Genomic DNA, 18,424 nt, shown 5'->3' with positions numbered 1-18,424 from the left:
GGGCCCTAGCGGAAGAGATCCTCGGTGGGAGGGCGGATCATGTCGGCCCGGATGCTGCCGGGGCCGAGCCACTCCGAGGGGACGCCCCGGATGACCGCCACCGGCACGCCCTCGGCCTTGCCCATGACCAATTCGGCGGCCGCGGCCAGCTCGTCGGCGATGGCCATCTCGGTCACCTGAAGCTCCCGGCCCGCGGCGTCGGGGGTGCCCCGCAGGTCGAGCAGGGGGCGGACTCCGGCCACCCCGATGGCCACGTCGGCCACCCCTCGGCGCCAGGGTCGACCGAAGGTGTCGGAGACGATCACCCCCACCGCTATGCCGGTTTGGGCCCGGATGCCGTCGCGGATGCGCCGGGCCGAGCGGTCGGGGTCGTCGGGCAGCAGCGCCGCCTGATCGGCGGCCACGTTGGACCGGTCCACCCCGGCGTTGGCGCACACGAACCCGTGCTTGGTCTCGCTGATGATCAGCTCGCCCCGGCGACGCAGCACCCGCACCGATTCCCGTTCCACCACCGCCTTGTGCGACAACGGATCATCGGGATCCACGGTGACCATGGCCCCCTCGGCCTTGGAGACGATCTTCTGGGTCACCACCACCACATCGCCGTCGGCAAGCTGAGCGGCGTGGGCAATGAGGCCGGCCAGGTCGTCGCCCCTGGCGATCTCCGGCAGGCCGGTGACCCCGACGACTTCCAACCTCACGACGAGCCACCCCCGGCCGAGCCGCCCAGCACCACCCGGGCCAGGGCGGTGGCGGCGTCGACATCGGTCATGATGGTGTCGGCCACCACGCAGGACACGCCGGTCGCCTCCACCTCGTCGAAAAGCTGGGCGTCGGCCCGGTCGATCACCAAGGTGCCGGCCACCTCCCGGTACAGGCGGGCCACACCCACCACCGAGCACTCGTGGCCCAGTTCCCGCAGCAGCCGGTCGGCCGGGCCCTTGAGAGCGGCGCCGCCCACGATGGGCGACACGGCCACCACCGCCTCCCGGCGGGCGGCCAGGGCGTCACGGACGCCGGGCACGGCCAGCACCGGCCCGATGGACACGATGGGGTTGGAGGGGGCAATGACGACGATCCGGGCGCCCGCCACCGCCTCCAGCAGGCCGGGGGTGGGCCGGGCGCTCTCGATCCCGGCCACCCGCACGGCGGAGGTGGGCACGTCGTGGCGGCGGCGCACGAAGTAGTCCTGAAAGCCGATCTCGCCCTCGTCGGCGGTGGTGACCATGGTGGCGATGCGATCGTTGGTCACCGGCAGCACGGTCAGTTCCAGGCCCCAGGCGGCGGCGATCTCGGCGGTGACCTCGGCCAGGTCGGCGCCCTCGCCCAGCCGATGGGTGCGGTAGAGGTGGGTGGCCAGGTCGCGGTCACCCAGTCGAAACCAGGTGATCCCGCCGTAGCGGTCCAGCGCGTCCATGGCCTGCCAGGATTCTCCCGCCAATCCCCAGCCGGTGTCGGGGTTGATCGCTCCGGCCAGCGTGTACACCACGGTGTCCAGATCGGGGCTGATGTGGAGGCCGTGCAGCACGGTGTCGTCGGCGGTGTTGACCACCGCGAGCTGTTCGGTGGCCGGATGGGCCCGGATCAGCCCGGTGAGGAGGCGGGCCGCCCCCACGCCACCGGCCAGGGTGACCACCGTGGGGGCAGGGGCGGCAGGGTCGGCCCGGTGCGGGCCGACGGTCACGAGAGCCCCTTGAGCTTGCCCTGGAGCAGATCCACGTCGGCGTCCACCATCATGGCCACCAGGTCGCCGAACCCGACCTCCCGGCGCCAGCCGAGGGTGCGTTCCGCCCGGTCGGCGTTGCCCACCAGCAGGTCCACCTCGGCCGGGCGCATAAAGGCCTCGTCCACCACCACGAACTCCTGGTAGTCCATGCCCAGGTGGGCGAAAGCCAGCTCGCAGAACTCCCGCACCGAGTGGGTCTCCCCGGAGCACACCACGTAGTCGTCCGGCTGGTCCTGCTGGAGCATCAACCACATGGCCTTCACGTAGTCCCCGGCGTAGCCCCAGTCGCGCTTGGCCTCCAGGTTGCCCAGACGCAGTTCTCGTTGGCGGCCCAGGTAGATGGAGGCCACCGCGTGGGTGATCTTGCGGGTCACGAACTCGAGCCCCCGCCGCGGCGACTCGTGGTTGAACAAAATGCCCGAGCTGGCGTGCAGGTCGTAACTCTCCCGGTAGTTGACGGTGATCCAATGCCCGTACACCTTGGCCACCCCGTAGGGGCTCCGGGGATGAAACGGGGTGTCCTCGGTTTGGGGCACCTCCCGCACCTTGCCGAACATCTCGCTGCTGGAGGCCTGGTAGAAGCGGATGCTGGGATCCACGATGCGGATGGCGTCGAGCAGACGGGTCACCCCGAGCGCCGTGGTCTCCCCGGTGAGCACGGGCTGGCCGAAGGAGGTCTGCACGAACGACTGGGCGGCCAGGTTGTAGACCTCGGCGGGGCGGTGCTGTTGCAGGGCCTCGATGAGGGAGGCCTCGTCCAGCAGGTCGCCGCTCACGATGGTGAGGCGGTCCTGCAAGTGGGCGATGCGCTCGAAGCTCACCATGCTGGATCGCCGGACCAGGCCCACCACCTCGTAGCCCTTGTCGAGCAGGAACTCGGCCAGATAGGAGCCGTCCTGGCCGGTGATGCCGCTGATCAGGGCCCTTCGGGGGCGTTGGTCAGTCACTGGGGTCTCCCGGATGGTCGGTGTGCCGGCGGGCGGCGTTCAGGGTGTCGGCCAGGGTGTCGGCCAGGTCGATCTCGGGGGCCCAGCCGGTGGCGGCCCGGAGCTTGCCGTTGTTGCCCCGCATCACCGGTACGTCGATCGGACGGAACAGGCGGTCGTCTCGTTCGAGGGTCATGGGCACCGCCGCCAGTCCCAACAGGATCTCGGCGATGTCGGAGGCGGCCACATCTCGCCCCGAGCATACGTTGTAGGCCTCACCGGGCTCGCCCCCCACCGCCAGCAGGCGATAGGCCCGCACCACGTCCCGCACATCGGTGAAGTCGCGCCGGGCGGCCAGGTTCCCCACCGGGACCGCGGTGGCGCCCGTCCGCTCGTTGCGGGCGATGCGGGCGGCCAGGGCCGAGGCCAGGAAGCGGTCACTTTGCCCCGGGCCCAGGTGGTTGAAGGCCCGGGCCCGGATGACCCCGAGGCCGTGGCCAAGATAGCCCTGGATGCACACCATTTCGGCGGCCGCCTTGCTGGCCGCGTAGGGGTTGACCGGCCGCAGGGGGGCCAACTCGCCGATGGGCAGCTCGTGGGGGGCCACCATCCCGTAGATGTCGCTGCTGGTCACCGACACCAGGCGTTGCACCCCGGCGTCGACGCAGGCCCGCACCACGTGGAGGGTGCCATCGGCGTTGGTCCGAAAGGTGCCCAGGGGGTCGCCCCAGGAGGCGGCCACGTCGCTCTGGCCGGCCAGGTGATACACCACCTCGGGCTGGGCCTCGGCGATGAGTTGGGCCATGGCGCCCGCGTCCTCCACGGGGGGGCTGCCGATCACGCGGTCCATCTCGATCACGTCGTCGGCGCAGGCGTTCAGGTGAGCAACGAGGTGTGTGCCGACAAAACCCCGCGAACCGGTGACCAGGGCTCGCATCGCCCCGAGTGTGCCACTTCTGCGGCTCGATTGCCCCACCCGATGACCAAGCGGGCTGTGCCTCCGGGACCAACCGCCCCGGTGCCTCCTGCCCCGGCGGTTGGGCCGGTACGGTGGTGCGGTGGACGATGCGCGCCCCGATCACGCACCGGGTGGGGAGGACCCGCTGGTCGAGTGCATCCGCAACGGCATCTACACCGCCGTCGGGCTCGGGCTGTTGGTGGTCAATCGCCTGCAGGCCGCCCGCCAGGACGTGGGCGGCCAACTCCCCGACGATCTGCGGGCGGCCCTGGCCGATGTGGCCGAGCAGGTACCCGAGGACGTCCGCAACGTGGTGGCCGACCTGCTCGGCGGACTCCCCGAGGCCGCGCGCACCGTGCTGTCGGACGCGGTGGAGCAGGCCCCGGCGTTGGCCGACGCCCTCCGTGAGTACCTCGGCCCCCGCTGAATGCCCCCGGTCACCGTGATGTCGGCTCCCCCGGCTCGCCCCTCGTCCCCGTCCTGATGGAGCCCAAGGCCGACGCCCGGGTTCACGTGGTGATCGTCAGCCACGACCCTGGTCTGTGGTTCGACGAGATGCTGGCGTCGGTGGCCGGCCAGGATCTCTCCCCGGTGGGGGTGACCGTGCTCGACACCGGCAGCGAGGCCGACCCCACCGCCCGGGTACACCGCTGGTTGCCCCAGGCCACCGTCCGCCGCTTGGGAATCAACCCCGGTTTCGGCGTGGCGGCCAACCAGGCATTGGACGAGGCCGGGCCGGTCCCCGACTTCTACGTGTTCTGCCACGACGACGTGGCCCTGGCCCCCGACACCCTACGGCTCTTGGCCACCGAGGCCGTCCGGTCCAACGCGGGCATCGTGGGTCCCAAGTACGTGGAATGGGACCGACCCGACCGAATCCACCAGGTGGGCCTGGTGGTGGACAAGACCGGCATGCCCGTGCTGGCCGTGGGGGCGGGCGAACTGGACCAAGAACAGCACGACGAGATCCGGGATGTGTTCGCCGTGCCGGGGGGGTGTGTGCTCGTGCGGGGCGACCTCTTTCGGGCCGTGGAGGGCTTCGACCCGGAGATGTTCCTGGGTTACGAGCACATTGATCTGTGCTGGCGGTCCCGGACGGTGGGTGCCCGGGTGGTGGTGGTACCCACCGCCATCGTCCGCCATCGCCAGCGGCTGGGCGAGCGGGTCCCCCGAGCCCTGGTGGAGCGGCTGTGGCACCGCCATCGGGTACGAACCCTGCTGTCGGCCTACGGACCCTGGCACCTGCTCCGGGTCCTTCCCCAGGCGCTGGCGGCGTCGATGGTGGAGGCGCTGGTCGCCCTGGTGCAGGGCCGCCTGGGCCGGGCGCGGCGGATCGGGGCCTCGTGGGCGTACCACTTGGTTCGTCCCGGTTCGATCCGCCGACGGCGGGAGGCGGTGGGCCGGGTACGCCGGGTGAGCGACGCCCATGTGCGGCTGTCCCAGGCCCCGCAACCGTCCCTGCTGAAGCCGCTGTTGGGCGGTCTGGGCGGGGGGGCATCGGGAGGCTCGGAAACCGTGGGTGCCTTGGCGGCCGGGGGGGTGCCGGGCGAGACGGCCGAGGCGGTGGTCCGGTCGAGCCGGTCACGGGCCCCGCTGCTGGTGGGCGTGGTCACCGTGCTGGTGGTGCTGCTCGGGGCCCGTGACCTGATCGGCGGGGGTATCCCGGCGGTGGGAGGACTGCCCCGCCTGGGCTCCAGTTCCGATCTGTGGCGCGGTTGGTGGAGCGACTTTCGCCCCGTCGGCCTGGGCCAGGAGGGGTTTGCCCCCACCGGCCTGGGGCTGTTGACCCTGCTGAGCTGGCTCTTCGTGGGTCAGACCGAGTTGTTGCGCACGGTGCTGATCGTCGCCATGGTGCCGGTGGGGGTGCTGGGCGTGTGGCGGCTCATGCGGCCCTTCGACTCCGCGGGAACCCAAGGGGTGGCGGTGGCGGTGTATCTCGCCAATCCCGTTCCCTACAACGCCCTGGCCAACGGGGTGTGGGGGGCACTGTTGGCCTACGCCGGATTGCCCTGGCTGATGGGGGCGGTGCTGCACGGCGCTCGCCTGGAACCCTTCGGGGTGGGGCCCGCCGATGCCCCCTCCGGTGAGCGTCGCCGGCAGGTGCTGCGGGCCACCCTGGCGGTTGGCCTGGTGTTGGCGGTGATGGTCGCCCTGGCGTCGCCGGCGGTGCTGGTGGTGGGCGTGCTGGTGGTGGGTCTGGTGCTGGGCTCGTGGCTGGCCGGTACTGCCACCGGCACGGTGCGCCTGGTGGCGATCACGGTGGCCGGAGCGGTGGTGGCCGGGGTGCTGCACCTGCCGTGGCTGGTCGATCACCTGTCGATGATCCTCGGGGACCGATCGGGCGGCAACGGCGAGAACTCCTGGGCGGAGATCCTGCGATTCGACACCGGGCCCTTCGGCATCGGCCGACTGGGCTGGGCCCTGCCGCTGGCCGCGGTGCTGCCCCTGGCCGTGGCCCACGACACCCGGTTGGTGTGGGCGGTGCGGGGATGGACCCTGTACCTGGGGGCGGCGTCCACCGCGCTGGTGGCCGAGCGGGGGTGGTCGCCGGTGCCCCTGCCCCGCCCGGAGGCCCTGTTGGCGCCCGGCGCGCTGGGACTGGCCATGGCGGTGGCCATGGGGGTGGTGGCGCTGCGGGTGGACGTGCGCCGCCATCGCTTTGGGTGGCGCCAGTTGGTGCCCCTCACCGCAGTGGCCGCCCTGGTGGCGGGCGTGCTGCCCGGCGTGGCGGTGGTGTCCCGGGGCGATTGGCACGCCACCGGCGACGACTACACTGACGTGGCGCCCTTTGCCGACGAGGCCGACGGAGCGGCCGGCGGGGAAGGCGCCGACGCCCATCGCGTGCTGTGGCTCGGCCACCCCGACGTGTTGCCCCTGGGCAGTTGGAGGCTGGACGACCGACTGTCGTACGCCGTGTCCGACAGCAGGCGCTTTCCCACCGTGGCCCAACGCTGGGTGGGACTCCCCGACGATCAGGTGGGCGACGCCGTGCTGGCCGGGCCCGGCTCGGGCACCGACCGGTTGGGGGCCGTGCTGGCCCAATGGGGGATCGGCACCATCCTGGTGCCGGAGCGGCTGGCCCCTGCCCCCTACGGCGAGTTGACCCAGCCCGCGCCCCGGTGGCTGTTCGACCTGCTGGACAGCCAACTCGATCTGACCGCGGGCGGGCTCACCTCGGGCATCGCCTCGTACCACAACACCGCGGCCACCCCGGCGGCCACCCGGGCGGCATTGGCCCTGGCGCCCGACGACGGCACCTCGGGCGTGATCCGGCTGCTGGTGGTGGTCCAGATCGGGGTGTGGGTGGCCGCCTTGGTGGGGCTGGGTGCCGTCCGCCGCCGGGAGGCGGCTCCATGAGAGGCCGGGTCTTTCGGAGGCCGGTGTGGGTGGTGGCCGTGGCGGTGGTGATCGGTTTGGCGGTGGCCGACCGGGGGCACGGCCCGGCCGACGAGCCAACCGCCGCAATCCCGGCGGCGCCCGCAAGCGCGACTCTGGATCCCGATGCCCAGGGCAGCGTGTGGTTCTGCACCGAGGGAACGTCGATGCCGGGAGACTTCGCCGACCACTCGGTCGTGGTGGCCAATCCCACCGGGGAGGCGGTCACCGCCGAGGTGTCGGTGTTCCCGGCCACGGCGATGGGGTCGGTCACCCCGGAGGCTCCGCCGCACACCCTGGCGGTGCCCGTGCCTGCCCGGTCGCAGGCCGAAGTACGGCTGGCCGATGTGGTGGTGTCCCGTTTCACCGCGGCGATGGTGGAGATCGATTCCGGATCGGCGGTGGTCGAGCAACGGGTGCAGGGCCCCACCGGGATCGACGTCACCCCCTGTGCCGGTCGTTCGTCGGAAAACTGGCACTTTGCCGCCGGGTCCACGCGAAGGGATGCCCGTCTGCTGTTCACGGTGTTCAATCCGTTCCCCGGTCGGGCGGTGGTGAGCTTCACCTTCTCCACCGATGAGGGTGCCCGTGAGCCCCAGCCGCTGCGGGGGGTACTGGTGCCCGCCCGGTCGCTGGTGGTGGTGGATGCCACCGATCTGGTGCCCCGCTACGCGTCGGTGGCCACCACCATCTCGTCGCAGGCCGGACGGGTGGTTGCCGGAAGACTGCAGGTGTTCGACGGCACCGAGGGTCTGGAGGGACTGACCGCCGGATCGGGGATTCCCGATCCCCGGACCCTGTGGGTGTTTCCCACCGGACCGGCCACCGGGGAAGCGGTGGAGCACCTGGTGGTGTACAACCCCAACGACCGGGAGGCGGCGGTCGACGTCACCGTCTGGTGGGACGCCCCCGAACCGGGTGACGATCCGTTGCCCATCCCCGTGGCGGTGCCCGCCCACCAGCGGGTGGCCGTGGTGATGGGCGACCCTGGACCCTATCCGCTGCCCTCGGAGTCCGTGGCCTACCGACCGACCACCCCCCGGCCCGAGCAATCGGGATTCTGGGCCGCGGTCCAGGCGACCAACGGGGTCCCCGTCGTGGCCGAGCGGGTGTCGGCCTCGCCCGCGGCTTCGACCCCGGCGGGCGTGGCCACCACCGCGGGGATGTCGGCGAGCGCCACCCGGTACCTGATTGCCGCCAACCGGGCCGACGGGGCCGAGGTGGCGGTGGCGGTGGTCAACCCCTCGCCGGACTCCATTGCCCGGGTCACCGTGTCGAAGGTGGCCGACGGGCGAACCCAACCCCTGGCCGAGATGGACGCAAGGGAGGTGGCGCCCCGGGGTCGCCTGGTGGTCCCGGTGGACCGCTTGACCGGCGGCCACGCCTACGGACTGTTGGTCGAGGCGTCGCAGCCGGTGGTGGTGTCACGCACGCTTCTGGTCCACCATGGCACCGGCATGGCGTCGGGCGCGTCGGTGCCGTTCGCCCCGGTGCCGCTGGACCCGGCAGCGTTGTAGCGATCGCCGTCCGGCTGTCTACCATCACGGGTCATGGATGCCCCCAACGACGTCCTTCCCACCGTGCGGGACCTGATCGTGCGCCAGGCCGACAACGACCGCGTCGCCATGCTGTTCGAGGACGAGCGCTACACCTTCCGGGAGTTTGCCGCGGGTTGTATCGCCCGAGCCCATCTGCTGTTGGCACGCCGGGGAACCGGTCCCTTCCATGTGGGTGCCCTGCTGGACAACGGGCCGGAGTACTCCATGGTGCTGGGCGGGGCGGCGGTGGCCGGGGCCGCAGTGGTGGGGATCAATCCCACCCGCCAGGGCGCCGAGCTGGCGAGGGACATCACCCACGCCGATTGCGACATCATCGTGACCGAGAGCCGCCACCGTGGACTGCTCGACGGTCTGGACCTGGGCGCGGCCACCGGGCGGGTGTTCGACGTGGACTCCCCGGCATGGGCCGCCGCCCTCGACCCCTACGCCGATGCCGAACCCCCGCCCGACGACATCGACCCGCTGGCCCCCTACCTCTTGTTGTTCACCTCGGGCACCACCGGCGACCCCAAGGCGGCCATCTGCTCACAGGCCCGGCTGGCCCGCATCGGCCAGCACATCGCCGGATTGCGACGGCTCACCCCCGACGACGTGTTCTACCAGGCCATGCCCATGTTCCACTCCAACGCCCTGATGGCCGGTTGGGTGCCGTGGCTCACCTCCGGGGGCACCGCCGCCTTCCGCCGCCGGTTCTCGGCCTCGGGATTCCTGCCCGACGTGCGCCGCTTCGGGGCCACCTACTTCAACTACGTGGGCAAGCCCCTCACTTACATCCTGGCCACCCCCGAGCAGCCCGACGACGCCGACAACCCACTGCGCATCGTGTTCGGCAACGAGGGCGCGGTCCACGACCTGGAGCGGTTCTCCCGGCGGTTCGGCGTGCCGGTGGAGGACTCCTACGGTTCCACCGAAGGGGGCGTGTCGGTCAGCCGCACGGCCGACACCCCGCCCAACGCCCTGGGTCGGGCCGACGACACCGTCAAGATCCTCGACCCCGACACCGGCGAGGAAGCGGCCCTGGCGGTGTTCGACGACACCGGAAAGCTGCTCAACCCCGACCAGGCCATCGGCGAGTTGGTGTCGATGGAAGCGGCCCCGGCGTTCGAGGGCTACTGGAACAACCCCGAGGCCGACGAGGAGCGCACCCACGGGGGCATCTACTGGTCGGGCGACCTGGCCTATCGGGACGCCGACGGCTTCGTCTACTTCGCCGGGCGGAACTTCGACTGGCTGCGGGTGGACGGGGAGAACTTCGCCGCCGCCCCGGTGGAGCGGATCCTGGTGCGCCACCCCGACATCGACCTGGCCGCGGTGTACGCGGTGCCCAGCCCGTCGGTGGGCGACGAGGTGATGGCCGCGGTGGTGCGCCGTCCGGGGGCGGGGTTCGACCCCGAGGGGTTTGCCGGGTTCCTGGCCGGCCAGTCCGATCTGGGCACCAAGTGGGCGCCCCGCTACGTGCGCTGGGCCGATTCCCTGCCCCAGACCGAGACCAACAAGATCCTCAAGCGCACGTTGCGGCGGGAGCGCTGGGAGTCGGACGACGAGACGTGGGTGCGCGACGGGGACCACTACCGTCGGCTGCAGCCCGGCGACGCCGCCTCCATCCGGGCCGAGTTCGAGGCCCGGGGGCGCTCGGCGGCGTTGGACGTCTAGTCTCTTAGTCTCTGCTCTGCGACTGATAGCGGGGCTCAGCCACCGGTGATCTCGGCAATGGCGGCCACGGTGGCCGCCAGGTGGGCTCGCCGGTCGGCGTCGATGGCCTCGTAGGCCTCCGCCATGCGGGCCGAGGTGATCTCCTCGGCCTGGCGGTGCCGGTCCTGCAGGGGTTCGGGGTCGGGGAAGGGTCCGGACCAGCCGAAGAACTCGGCGTGTTGGGGGTTGGTCTGGGCGATGATGGCCTCCACCGGGGTGAGGCCCACCGCGCTCAACCCGTGGACGTGGAAGCCGAAGCGCAGTTCCCGCAACACCTGCAGGGCCAGCCCGGCGGCCGCCGCGGGATGGTCGGGCACCGGCAGTGCCCGCCAACCGGCGTACAGGGCCTGGCTCATGGGCTCGGTGGCGTCGATGACCGCCCGGGCCGCACCGGCGAAGTCGCCCAACCCGTCGAGGTGGCCGATGGTGTCGGTGGCCCATTGTCCGATGCCGGCGGCAAAGGCGGCCGCGGCATCGGCGGGCGCCCCCTGCTCTTTGGTCTGGTTCCACCCCGACTCGATCATGGCCGGGTGGAACAAGGCGAATCCCGACACCACCACGTCGGTGGCCACGTCGCCCAGGACCCCACCCCGAGCCCCCACGTAGCGGGCCATCCCGCTGAAGCCGGCCTCCTCCAGCGCCTGGCTGACCGGTTCGGCCATGAAGTAGCTGCGCCCGAGCACGGCGATGGCCATGCCGGTCTGAGCGGCGGTCTGTTCCGGCGTCATGCGGTCTGCTCCCGTCCGGTCTGTTCCGGCGTCATGCGGTCTGCTCCCGTGGGGTCTTGTCCGGTGTCATGCCGGGAGACACTACTGGCAGATCAGATGAAGCCGGCGGCTCGGGCCTCGGCCAGGGCGTCGGCATCCCAGCCCAGCAACTCCCGGTAGACCTCGGCGTTGTGGGCGCCGACCGGCGGGCCCGGATGGCCGATGGTGCCCGGCGTCTCGCTGAGCACCGGCGCGGGGGTGACCATGGGCACGGTCCCCAGCACGTCGTGGGGTACCAGGGTGATGCTGTTGCGGGCCTGCACCTGGGCATCGGCCACCAACCCGGCCAGGTCGTGGACCGGGGCCACCGGGATGCGGGCCTCCACCAGGGTGGCCATGGCCTCGTCCAGGGTCTGGGTGGCGATCCAGTCGGCCACCAGGGCGTCGAGTTCGTCGTTGTGGGCCAGCCGGTCGGTCATGCGGGCGAACTTGGCCTGGTCCTCCGGTCCGTCTCGTCCCATCAGGGCCAGGATGCGCTCCACTTGGCGGTCGGTGGTGCCCGACAGACACAGGAAACGGCCGTCGGACGTGGAATAGATGTTGCGGGGTACGCCGGTGGCCAACCGTGACCCGAACCGGGCCGGGGGCGGCTCGTCGCCGTGGGGATCCCAGGCGGCCAGGGTGCTGCCCATGAGCGTCAGGATGGGCTCGTACATGGAGACGTCCACGTGCTGTCCCCCCCGGCCGTTCACGTCGCGCCCGTAGCAGGCCACCAGCGCACCCACCAGGCCGAAGATCCCGGTGAGGGTGTCGCCCAGGGGAACGGAGGTCAGCATCGGGGGGCCGTCGGCCTCCCCGGTCATGTGGGTCAACCCGGCGAAGGCCTCGGCCATGGTGCCCGCGCCGGGGCGGTCGGCCAGCGGGCCGGTGTGCCCGTAGGGGCTGACCGACACCATCACCAGGCCGGGGTTGATCGACCGCAATTGATCCCAGGTGCAGTCCCAATCCCGGAGCACCGACGGGGAGTAGTTGTGGACCAACACGTCCACCTCGGCCACCAACCGGCGGAGAACCTCACGACCCTCGGGCCGGGGAAGGTCGCAGGTGATGACCCGCTTGTTGCGCGACACCATGGCCCACACCAGCGACTCCCCGTGGCGGCTGGCCCCGATCCGCCGCAGCGCCTCGCCCGAGGGCGGTTCGATCTTGATCACGTCGGCGCCGAAGTCGCCCAGAAACGTGGCCACCTGGGGGGCGGCCAGAAACGATGAGATGTCCAACACCCGGAGTCCGGCCAATGCTCCGGCGGGCCCGGTCATCGGCCGGCCTCGGGGGGTTGCGTCGGGCCGAGGGCGAAGGGGAGATCGGTGGAGGGAAGCTGCATGGCGCTCACCTCGTTCACCAGTGGCTCGTCGGCCAGCAGTCGGCGCAGATTGTCGCAAAAGAGTTGGACGCCGCGTTCCCGCCGACCGACGCCGCCGCCGGAGGAGTGGGGGGTCATCACCACCTTGGGATGGGTCCAGTAGGGGTGGTCGGGCTCGAGAGGCTCGGTGGCGAACACGTCCAGCACCGCGGCGGCCAAGTCCCCATCGTCCAACGCCTGTAGCAGGGCGTCGTCGTTCACCAGCTTCCCTCGGGCCACGTTGACCAGCACCGACCCGGGCTTCATGGCCGACAGGAAGCGGTCGTCCACCAGGTTCTCGGTTTCGGGGGTGGCCGGGGCGGCCAAGACGACGACATCGCAGTCGGGGAGGGCGGTAAGGGTTTGGGCGGGGGAGATCAAGGCGTCCACCGGTTCGTCGCCGGTGGGATGGCGGCGCACACCGGTCACGTGGGCCCCGAAGGCCTGAGCCCGGCGAGCGGTCTCGGAACCGATGGCCCCCAGCCCGACGACGAGCCAGCGGGACTGCCACACCTCGCGAAAGTCATGGTGCTCCCAGCGACGGGCGGCCCGGGCGGTCCGCCAGCGGTCGGCCTCCTGGAAGACGTCGAGCACCGCCCGGAGCACGAACTCGGCCACGGGGATGGCCGTCAGGTGGGCGTTGCAAATCCGCACCCCTCGATCCAGAAGGCGCCGGTACAGCGCCAAATCCACCCCGGCGGCGGCCGACTGGAGCCAGCGGAAATCGGGGGCCTCCTGCACAATCTGGGCGAATCGGTCGAGGAGACCGGTGAAGAACACGTCGCTGGACAGCCAGGCAATGTCGGGCCGGGCTCCCGGAGGGCCATGGAGGCGACCACCCTCGTCCAGGAGCAGCCACTGCAGGCCGTGCCCCTCGAGTTCCAGGGCGTCGAAGTGGGGACGGTGAGAGCGATGGGCCTTCTCGGTGACCAGCGCGAACACCCCGCCGATCATACGTGACTCCCTCCGGGCGGCCGGCGACCAGGCACCCGGTGGCGTGGTCACTGGGAGGGCATCCTTGTAGCCTGAGCGGAGTTGTGAAATCTGCTGTCCGGCTCCGGGCCGCTGTGACGTTGTTGGGGCGGTTTCCCGCCTTGGCCGGAGTTGATCTCGACATCTCTCCGGGAGAGATCGTTCTGTTGAAGGGACCCAACGGGGCGGGCAAGACCACCCTGCTGCGGCTCTGCGCGGGCCTGTGCGGGCTGACGTCGGGGCAAGGTTGGGTGCTGGGCCATGATCTGCGCTCCGAGCGTCGCCGGGTGCGCCGCCGGGTGGCGCTGCTCGGTCATCGCACCGGGCTGTACGACGATCTGACCGTGGCCGAGAACGTGAGCTTCTGGGCCCGGGCCAACCGGGCCGCCCGCCAGGACGTGGACGAGGCGCTGCATCTGCTCTCGCTGGACGGCCGTCTGGCCGACGTCCGGGCCGGAAGGCTCTCGGCCGGCCAAAGGCGACGGACTTCCCTGGCCTCCCTGGTGGTGCGGCGACCCGAGCTGTGGTTGCTGGACGAGCCCCACGCCGGGCTGGACCAGCGGTCGCGCGACACCCTGGACTCGCTGGTCCGGGGGGCCGCCGAGGCGGGGGCCACGGTGTTGGTGGCCTCCCACGAGTTGGAGCGCATGCAGGTGCTGTCCCCCCGGGTGGTGAGCCTGGTGGGCGGGATGGTGCAAGGCGGTCGGGAGGGCGCCGGGGACATTGCGCCCACCCTGGAGGGCGCCGGGGACATTGCGCCCACCCTGGAGGGCGCCGGGGACATTGCGCCCACCCTGGAGGGCGCCGGTGTTGGCGCGCCCGACCTGGAGAGTGCCGGGGCAGATTGCGGAGACGTCCGTGTTTCGTGACGTGTGGCTGATCGCGGGCAAGGACTTGAGGATCGAGGCCCGCTCGCGGGTGGGGTTCAATCAGATCGTGCCGTTCGCCGTCACCGTGTTGGTGCTGTTGGCTTTTGCGTTGGACACCCAACAGGAGGCGCTGCGCACCCACGCCCCCGGCTTGTTCTGGGTGACCGTCCTGTTGGCCTCCCTGTTGGCCATCGGACGTTCGTTTGCGGTGGACCTGGCCGACGGGGCCACCGACCGATTGCTCCTGTCGGGGATCGACCCCATTTCCGTGTTCGGCGGCAAGGCGGCCGCCATCTTCGTGCAGCTCGTGATGCTGGAGGTGCTGCTGGGGGTGGGCGTGGTGTTGCTGTTCGACGTGACGGTGCATCGGCCTGGCCTTCTGGTGGCTGCCGGACTGGCCGCCGCCCTGGGGTTGGCCGCCGCCGGGGCGCTGTACGGGGCGGTGGTCGCCGGCCTCGGCGTGCGGGAAACCCTCCTGCCGCTCCTGCTGTTGCCCGCGGTCGCCCCGGTGCTGATCGGGGCCACCCGGGCGTTTCAGGACGCGTTCGGCGTGGCCGGGGCGGAGGGCTGGGCCTGGTTGGGCTTGCTGGCCGGATTCGCAGCAATCTACGGGGTGTTCGGAGCGTTGAGCTATGGCGCTCTTTTGGAGGAAGCGTAAGTGCAAGAGTTTGGCGCTCTCTTGGAGGAAGCATGAGCACGTCGTCGAAGGCGACCAGGGTCTTGGGCTGGCTGGCCCTGGGCGGCTTCGCCGTGCTGGCCGCGCTGGCGTTCGCCTGGGTGCCCGAGGACACCCGGGTAACCGAGCAGGGCGACATCGTGGGGCAATTCGACGCCGTACGCCTGATGTTCGTCCACGTGCCCTCCGCCATCCTGGCCTACACCGGATTCGGGTTCACGTTTCTGGCCAGCCTGGCCTACCTGCGCTGGCGCACCGACTGGTGGGATCTGATGGCCCACTCCTCGGCGGAGATCGGCGTGGTCTTCGGCGTGCTGACCCTGGTGACCGGCTCCATCTGGGGTCGGCCCACCTGGCAGACGTGGTGGGAGTGGGGTGACGTGCGTCTGGTGACCACCCTGATGATGGTGCTGGTGTTCGTGGGGTATCTGGCGGTACGACGGGTGCCCGCCGACGCGGCCGTCAAGGCCCGCCGGTCGGTGGTGATCGCCTTGGTGGGGGCGGTGAACATCGTGATCGTGAACCGGTCGGTGGAGTGGTGGGAGAACCGCACCCTGCATCAGCAGTCCACCCTCATCTCCCGCAAGATCCGCGACGAAACCCTGTTCACCCTGTCGTTCGCCTTCTTTGTGGGCCTGGTGCTGTTCGCCTGGCTGCTGCTGCACCGCTTTCGGGTGGCCTACCTCCAGCAGCAAATCGAAGAGCTGGAGGTGGACGAGGCCCTGGCCGAACGCCGATCCGAGAGCGGCCTGTCGGAACTGTCGAGGGGGCGGCCATGACCCATGTGGGCTACATCGCGGCCGGCTGGAGCGTCACGGTGGTGGCCGTGGTGGCCTACGCCGGGTGGATGCTGTTGCGGGGCCGGAGGCTCAGCCGCCGAGTGCCCGAGAACCGACGCCGCTGGATGATGCCCGATGACTGACGCCGATACGCCGAAATCGGCCGACTTCGGCGAGGACATCCCGGTGGACCTCGGCCCCCGGCCGGGCCGCCCCGATCGCCGAGGTCTGCGCCGGTGGGTTCCGGTGGTGGCGGTGGCCGTGGTGGTCGTGGTGGTCGGCATCATCATGTGGCGGGAGCTGGGCGACGCCACCCTGGTGTTCCGAGAGGTGGACGAGGCCGTCGAGCGCCGGGAGGAGATGGGCGAGGACCGGCTGCGGATGATCGGTTCACCGGTGAGCGGGTCGGTGCAGGAAGTGAGCTTGCCCGACGGGCGTCCCGCGGTGGCCTTCTCGGTGGTGTTCGACGGGGTGGTGGCCGACGTGGTCCACACCGGCGCCGTCTCCGACCAGTTCCAGCCCGAGGTGCCGGTGGTGATCGACGGCTCCTGGGTGCAAAGCCGCGCCTACGCCCGAACGGCCGACGACGGCTGGTACTTCGCCAGCGACCGAATGCTGGTGAAACACGACAACGACTACCGGGTCGACAACCAGGACCGCATCGACGACGCCGAACGGGGCGGACGATACGAATGACGCCGGCCACCGATCGCCTGCAGGGGGGTCTTCGGCGGTGAACATCACTCTGGGGGTTCTGGGCATCGCCATCGCCATGGCCGCGTCGGCCATCGGGGTGGTCACGGTGGCCGCCCGGCGATTCGACCGGGTACCGATGTGCGCCTGGCTGGTGCTGGGCGGGGCCGCCCTGTCGGTGTTCGCCATGGAGCGGGCCCTCATCACCCGGGACTTCTCGGTGTCGTACGTGGCCGCCAACGGCAGCCACGCCACCCCCGCGCTGTTCAACGTGGCCACCTTGTGGGCGGCGCTGGAGGGCTCCATCCTGTTGTGGGCCCTCATCCTGGCCGGGTATCTGGTGCTGGTGATGCTGAAGTTCCGCCACCGCCTGGACGACCCCTTGGTGGGGTGGGCCATGGCCGTGCTGTTCCTGGTGTGCCTGTTCTTCTTCGTGCTGATGTTCAACTGGCCGTCTCTGGAATTGGCCCAGCCCTTCCGACGGGTGGACGTGCCACCGGGCTTCGACGGTCCTGGACCCAACCCCCTGCTCCAGAACCACTGGCTCATGGCGGTCCATCCCCCGATGCTGTACCTGGGTTACGTGGGCTTCACCGTGCCGTTCGCCTTCGCGGTGGCCGCCTTGGCCACCGGGCGACTGGGGGAGGGGTGGCTGGTCGAGACCCGCCGCTGGACTCTGTTCGCCTGGGCTTTTCTGACTGCGGGGATCATCCTGGGGGCCTGGTGGTCGTGGGACGTGCTGGGTTGGGGGGGCTATTGGGGCTGGGACCCCGTGGAGAACGCCTCGTTGCTGCCGTGGCTCACCGGCACCGCCTATCTGCACTCGGTGATGGTGCAGGAGCGCCGGGGGATGCTGCGGGTGTGGAACCTGTCGCTGGTGTGCGCCACATTCTCGTTGACCATCCTGGGCACGTTCCTGACCCGTTCGGGCCTGGTCGACTCGGTCCACGCGTTCTCGGCCGATGCGGTGGGCCCGGCCCTTCTGGTGTTCTTCGCCCTGGTGGTGGCCGCCACCGTGGGACTCATCGCCTGGCGGGGCGACCGATTGCGCTCGCTTGGCCAGATCGACTCGTCGCTGTCCCGGGAGGCCTCGTTTCTGGCCAACAACCTGCTCTTCGGGATGTTCGCCTTCGTGGTGCTGTTGGGGACGGTGTTCCCGTTGATCGTGGAGAGTCTGGACGGTCGGCGGATCAGTGTGGGCACGCCGTTCTTCGACCGCATGACCATGCCGGTGGGGTTGCTGCTGCTCTTTCTCATGGCGGTGGCCCCGGTGCTGCCCTGGCGCAAGACCACCGTGGAGCGGTTGTCGGAGCGGCTTTTGTGGCCCGGTTGGGTGGCGGTGGCCAGCGGGCTGGTGGCCTTGCTGGTCGGGGCCCGGGGCTTGGCCCCGTTGCTGGCCTTTACCCTGGCGGGCTTCGCCGGGGGTGCGGCCCTGCGCCAGTTGGTGTTGGCCGCCCGCCGACAGGGATGGCGGGGGCTGGTGGGAAGGGCCAACGGCGGCATGGTGGTACACCTGGGCGTGGTCGTGGTGGCCGTGGCCCTGGCCGCCAGCAACAGCTACCTGCACCAGAGCGAGCTGACCATCGGTCGGGGCCAGACGGCCACCGTCAGCGGGCACGAGATCGCCTTCGTGGGCACCGAGGAGCGGGTGTTCGACAACAAGACCACGGTGGAGGCCCTGGTGCTGGTGGACGGCGCCCTGGTGCGTCCGGGGGTGAGCCGGTTCGCCAACGGCGGTGTGGTGCGCACTCCCGGCACCGTCTCGTCGCCGGTCCGCGACATCCAGGTGGCGGTGCTGGATCTGCCCGACGGCGTCGCCGGATCGGCCGGTGTGCGGGTGACGGTGCAGCCCCTCACGCTCTGGCTGTGGGTGGGCGGGGCCATCATGTTGGCAGGCGCGGCCTTTTCGGCCTTCCCCGGACGTCGACGGGTGCCCACCACGGCGGTGTCGGCCCCGGTCCCCCGCGTCCCCCTGCGCAAACGCGAGGTGCCGGTTGCCTGAGCAGTCTCCTCCCGCGGGAGCGTCTGCTCCTGATCCGTCCCCTCCAGGAGATATGCCTGCCTGTGATCCGCCTGGCCCGACGCAGTCC

Annotated in this window: 17 protein-coding genes; 10 read left to right on the top strand and 7 right to left on the bottom strand. The window is 70.9% G+C overall.

Going from position 1 to position 18,424, the window contains the following annotated elements; genetic code table 11:
* Positions 1 to 5: 5 nt before the first annotated feature.
* From cofE to ACOQPQ_RS05925, 4 genes are read right to left on the bottom strand one after another with little or no spacing between them, the layout of a single operon-like run.
* Entirely contained in the window at positions 6 to 701 is a 696-nt protein-coding gene (gene cofE / locus ACOQPQ_RS05940) for a coenzyme F420-0:L-glutamate ligase (RefSeq protein WP_420638523.1), read from the bottom strand.
* Positions 698 to 1,684 (bottom strand): 2-phospho-L-lactate transferase, encoded by a 987-nt coding sequence (gene cofD, locus ACOQPQ_RS05935; RefSeq protein WP_420638522.1) that lies wholly within the window; start codon positions 1,682 to 1,684, stop codon positions 698 to 700. Before cofD ends, cofE begins: the two co-directional genes overlap by 4 nt.
* Positions 1,681 to 2,673: a GDP-mannose 4,6-dehydratase gene (gene gmd / locus ACOQPQ_RS05930; protein ID WP_420638521.1), complete on the bottom strand. Its 993-nt coding sequence runs from the start codon at positions 2,671 to 2,673 to the stop codon at positions 1,681 to 1,683. The genes cofD and gmd overlap by 4 nt, the downstream gene beginning before the upstream one ends.
* On the bottom strand, positions 2,666 to 3,589 hold the full coding sequence (locus ACOQPQ_RS05925) for a GDP-mannose 4,6-dehydratase (protein ID WP_420638520.1): 924 nt from the start codon (positions 3,587 to 3,589) through the stop codon (positions 2,666 to 2,668). Before ACOQPQ_RS05925 ends, gmd begins: the two co-directional genes overlap by 8 nt.
* 121 nt (positions 3,590 to 3,710) lie before the next feature.
* On the opposite strand from ACOQPQ_RS05925, the gene ACOQPQ_RS05920 reads away from it, so the two are divergent.
* From ACOQPQ_RS05920 to ACOQPQ_RS05905, 4 genes are read left to right on the top strand one after another with little or no spacing between them, the layout of a single operon-like run.
* Positions 3,711 to 4,037 carry a hypothetical protein gene (locus ACOQPQ_RS05920; RefSeq protein ID WP_420638519.1) on the top strand — a complete coding sequence of 109 codons (327 nt, stop codon included), beginning with the start codon at positions 3,711 to 3,713 and terminating at the stop codon, positions 4,035 to 4,037.
* Positions 4,038 to 4,093: 56 nt separating this feature from the next.
* Complete coding sequence (locus ACOQPQ_RS05915) at positions 4,094 to 6,967, top strand: glycosyltransferase (RefSeq protein WP_420638518.1); 2,874 nt, start codon at positions 4,094 to 4,096, stop codon at positions 6,965 to 6,967.
* Entirely contained in the window at positions 6,964 to 8,502 is a 1,539-nt protein-coding gene (locus tag ACOQPQ_RS05910; protein WP_420638517.1) for a DUF5719 family protein, read from the top strand. Before ACOQPQ_RS05915 ends, ACOQPQ_RS05910 begins: the two co-directional genes overlap by 4 nt.
* A gap of 33 nt (positions 8,503 to 8,535) precedes the next feature.
* A complete protein-coding gene (locus ACOQPQ_RS05905; RefSeq protein ID WP_420638516.1) occupies positions 8,536 to 10,197 on the top strand; it encodes an AMP-binding protein in 1,662 nt (553 codons plus the stop codon).
* Positions 10,198 to 10,232: 35 nt separating this feature from the next.
* Here the strand turns inward: ACOQPQ_RS05905 and ACOQPQ_RS05900 are convergent, their stop codons facing one another.
* The 3 genes from ACOQPQ_RS05900 to ACOQPQ_RS05890 all read right to left on the bottom strand — a co-directional run bounded on the left by ACOQPQ_RS05900 (position 10,233) and on the right by ACOQPQ_RS05890 (position 13,299).
* Entirely contained in the window at positions 10,233 to 10,964 is a 732-nt protein-coding gene (locus ACOQPQ_RS05900; protein ID WP_420638515.1) for a helix-turn-helix domain-containing protein, read from the bottom strand.
* A gap of 92 nt (positions 10,965 to 11,056) precedes the next feature.
* Positions 11,057 to 12,262, bottom strand: coding sequence for a CaiB/BaiF CoA transferase family protein (locus ACOQPQ_RS05895; RefSeq protein ID WP_420638514.1), 1,206 nt, complete (start codon positions 12,260 to 12,262; stop codon positions 11,057 to 11,059).
* Positions 12,259 to 13,299: a D-2-hydroxyacid dehydrogenase gene (locus tag ACOQPQ_RS05890; protein WP_420638513.1), complete on the bottom strand. Its 1,041-nt coding sequence runs from the start codon at positions 13,297 to 13,299 to the stop codon at positions 12,259 to 12,261. Before ACOQPQ_RS05890 ends, ACOQPQ_RS05895 begins: the two co-directional genes overlap by 4 nt.
* A gap of 83 nt (positions 13,300 to 13,382) precedes the next feature.
* On the opposite strand from ACOQPQ_RS05890, the gene ccmA reads away from it, so the two are divergent.
* Genes ccmA through ACOQPQ_RS05860 form a run of 6 tightly spaced genes read left to right on the top strand, consistent with a single transcriptional unit; the run spans position 13,383 to position 18,336 of the window.
* Positions 13,383 to 14,186 carry a heme ABC exporter ATP-binding protein CcmA gene (gene ccmA, locus ACOQPQ_RS05885; protein ID WP_420638512.1) on the top strand — a complete coding sequence of 268 codons (804 nt, stop codon included), beginning with the start codon at positions 13,383 to 13,385 and terminating at the stop codon, positions 14,184 to 14,186.
* The gene (locus tag ACOQPQ_RS05880) at positions 14,176 to 14,844 is read left to right on the top strand and encodes a heme exporter protein CcmB (RefSeq protein ID WP_420638511.1); all 669 of its coding nucleotides are present in this window, start codon (positions 14,176 to 14,178) and stop codon (positions 14,842 to 14,844) included. The genes ccmA and ACOQPQ_RS05880 overlap by 11 nt, the downstream gene beginning before the upstream one ends.
* 32 nt (positions 14,845 to 14,876) lie before the next feature.
* On the top strand, positions 14,877 to 15,641 hold the full coding sequence (gene ccsA, locus ACOQPQ_RS05875) for a cytochrome c biogenesis protein CcsA (RefSeq protein ID WP_420638510.1): 765 nt from the start codon (positions 14,877 to 14,879) through the stop codon (positions 15,639 to 15,641).
* Positions 15,638 to 15,784: a heme exporter protein CcmD gene (locus tag ACOQPQ_RS05870; RefSeq protein ID WP_420638509.1), complete on the top strand. Its 147-nt coding sequence runs from the start codon at positions 15,638 to 15,640 to the stop codon at positions 15,782 to 15,784. Before ccsA ends, ACOQPQ_RS05870 begins: the two co-directional genes overlap by 4 nt.
* Positions 15,777 to 16,337 carry a cytochrome c maturation protein CcmE gene (locus ACOQPQ_RS05865; RefSeq protein ID WP_420638508.1) on the top strand — a complete coding sequence of 187 codons (561 nt, stop codon included), beginning with the start codon at positions 15,777 to 15,779 and terminating at the stop codon, positions 16,335 to 16,337. Before ACOQPQ_RS05870 ends, ACOQPQ_RS05865 begins: the two co-directional genes overlap by 8 nt.
* A 37-nt stretch (positions 16,338 to 16,374) precedes the next feature.
* Positions 16,375 to 18,336 carry a heme lyase CcmF/NrfE family subunit gene (locus tag ACOQPQ_RS05860; RefSeq protein ID WP_420638507.1) on the top strand — a complete coding sequence of 654 codons (1,962 nt, stop codon included), beginning with the start codon at positions 16,375 to 16,377 and terminating at the stop codon, positions 18,334 to 18,336.
* Positions 18,337 to 18,424: the final 88 nt, after the last annotated feature.

It is taken from the genome of Candidatus Poriferisocius sp., assembly GCF_965219775.1.
Taxonomy (GTDB): domain Bacteria; phylum Actinomycetota; class Acidimicrobiia; order Acidimicrobiales; family Bin134; genus Poriferisocius.
This window is presented reverse-complemented; position numbering and strand designations above follow the sequence as displayed.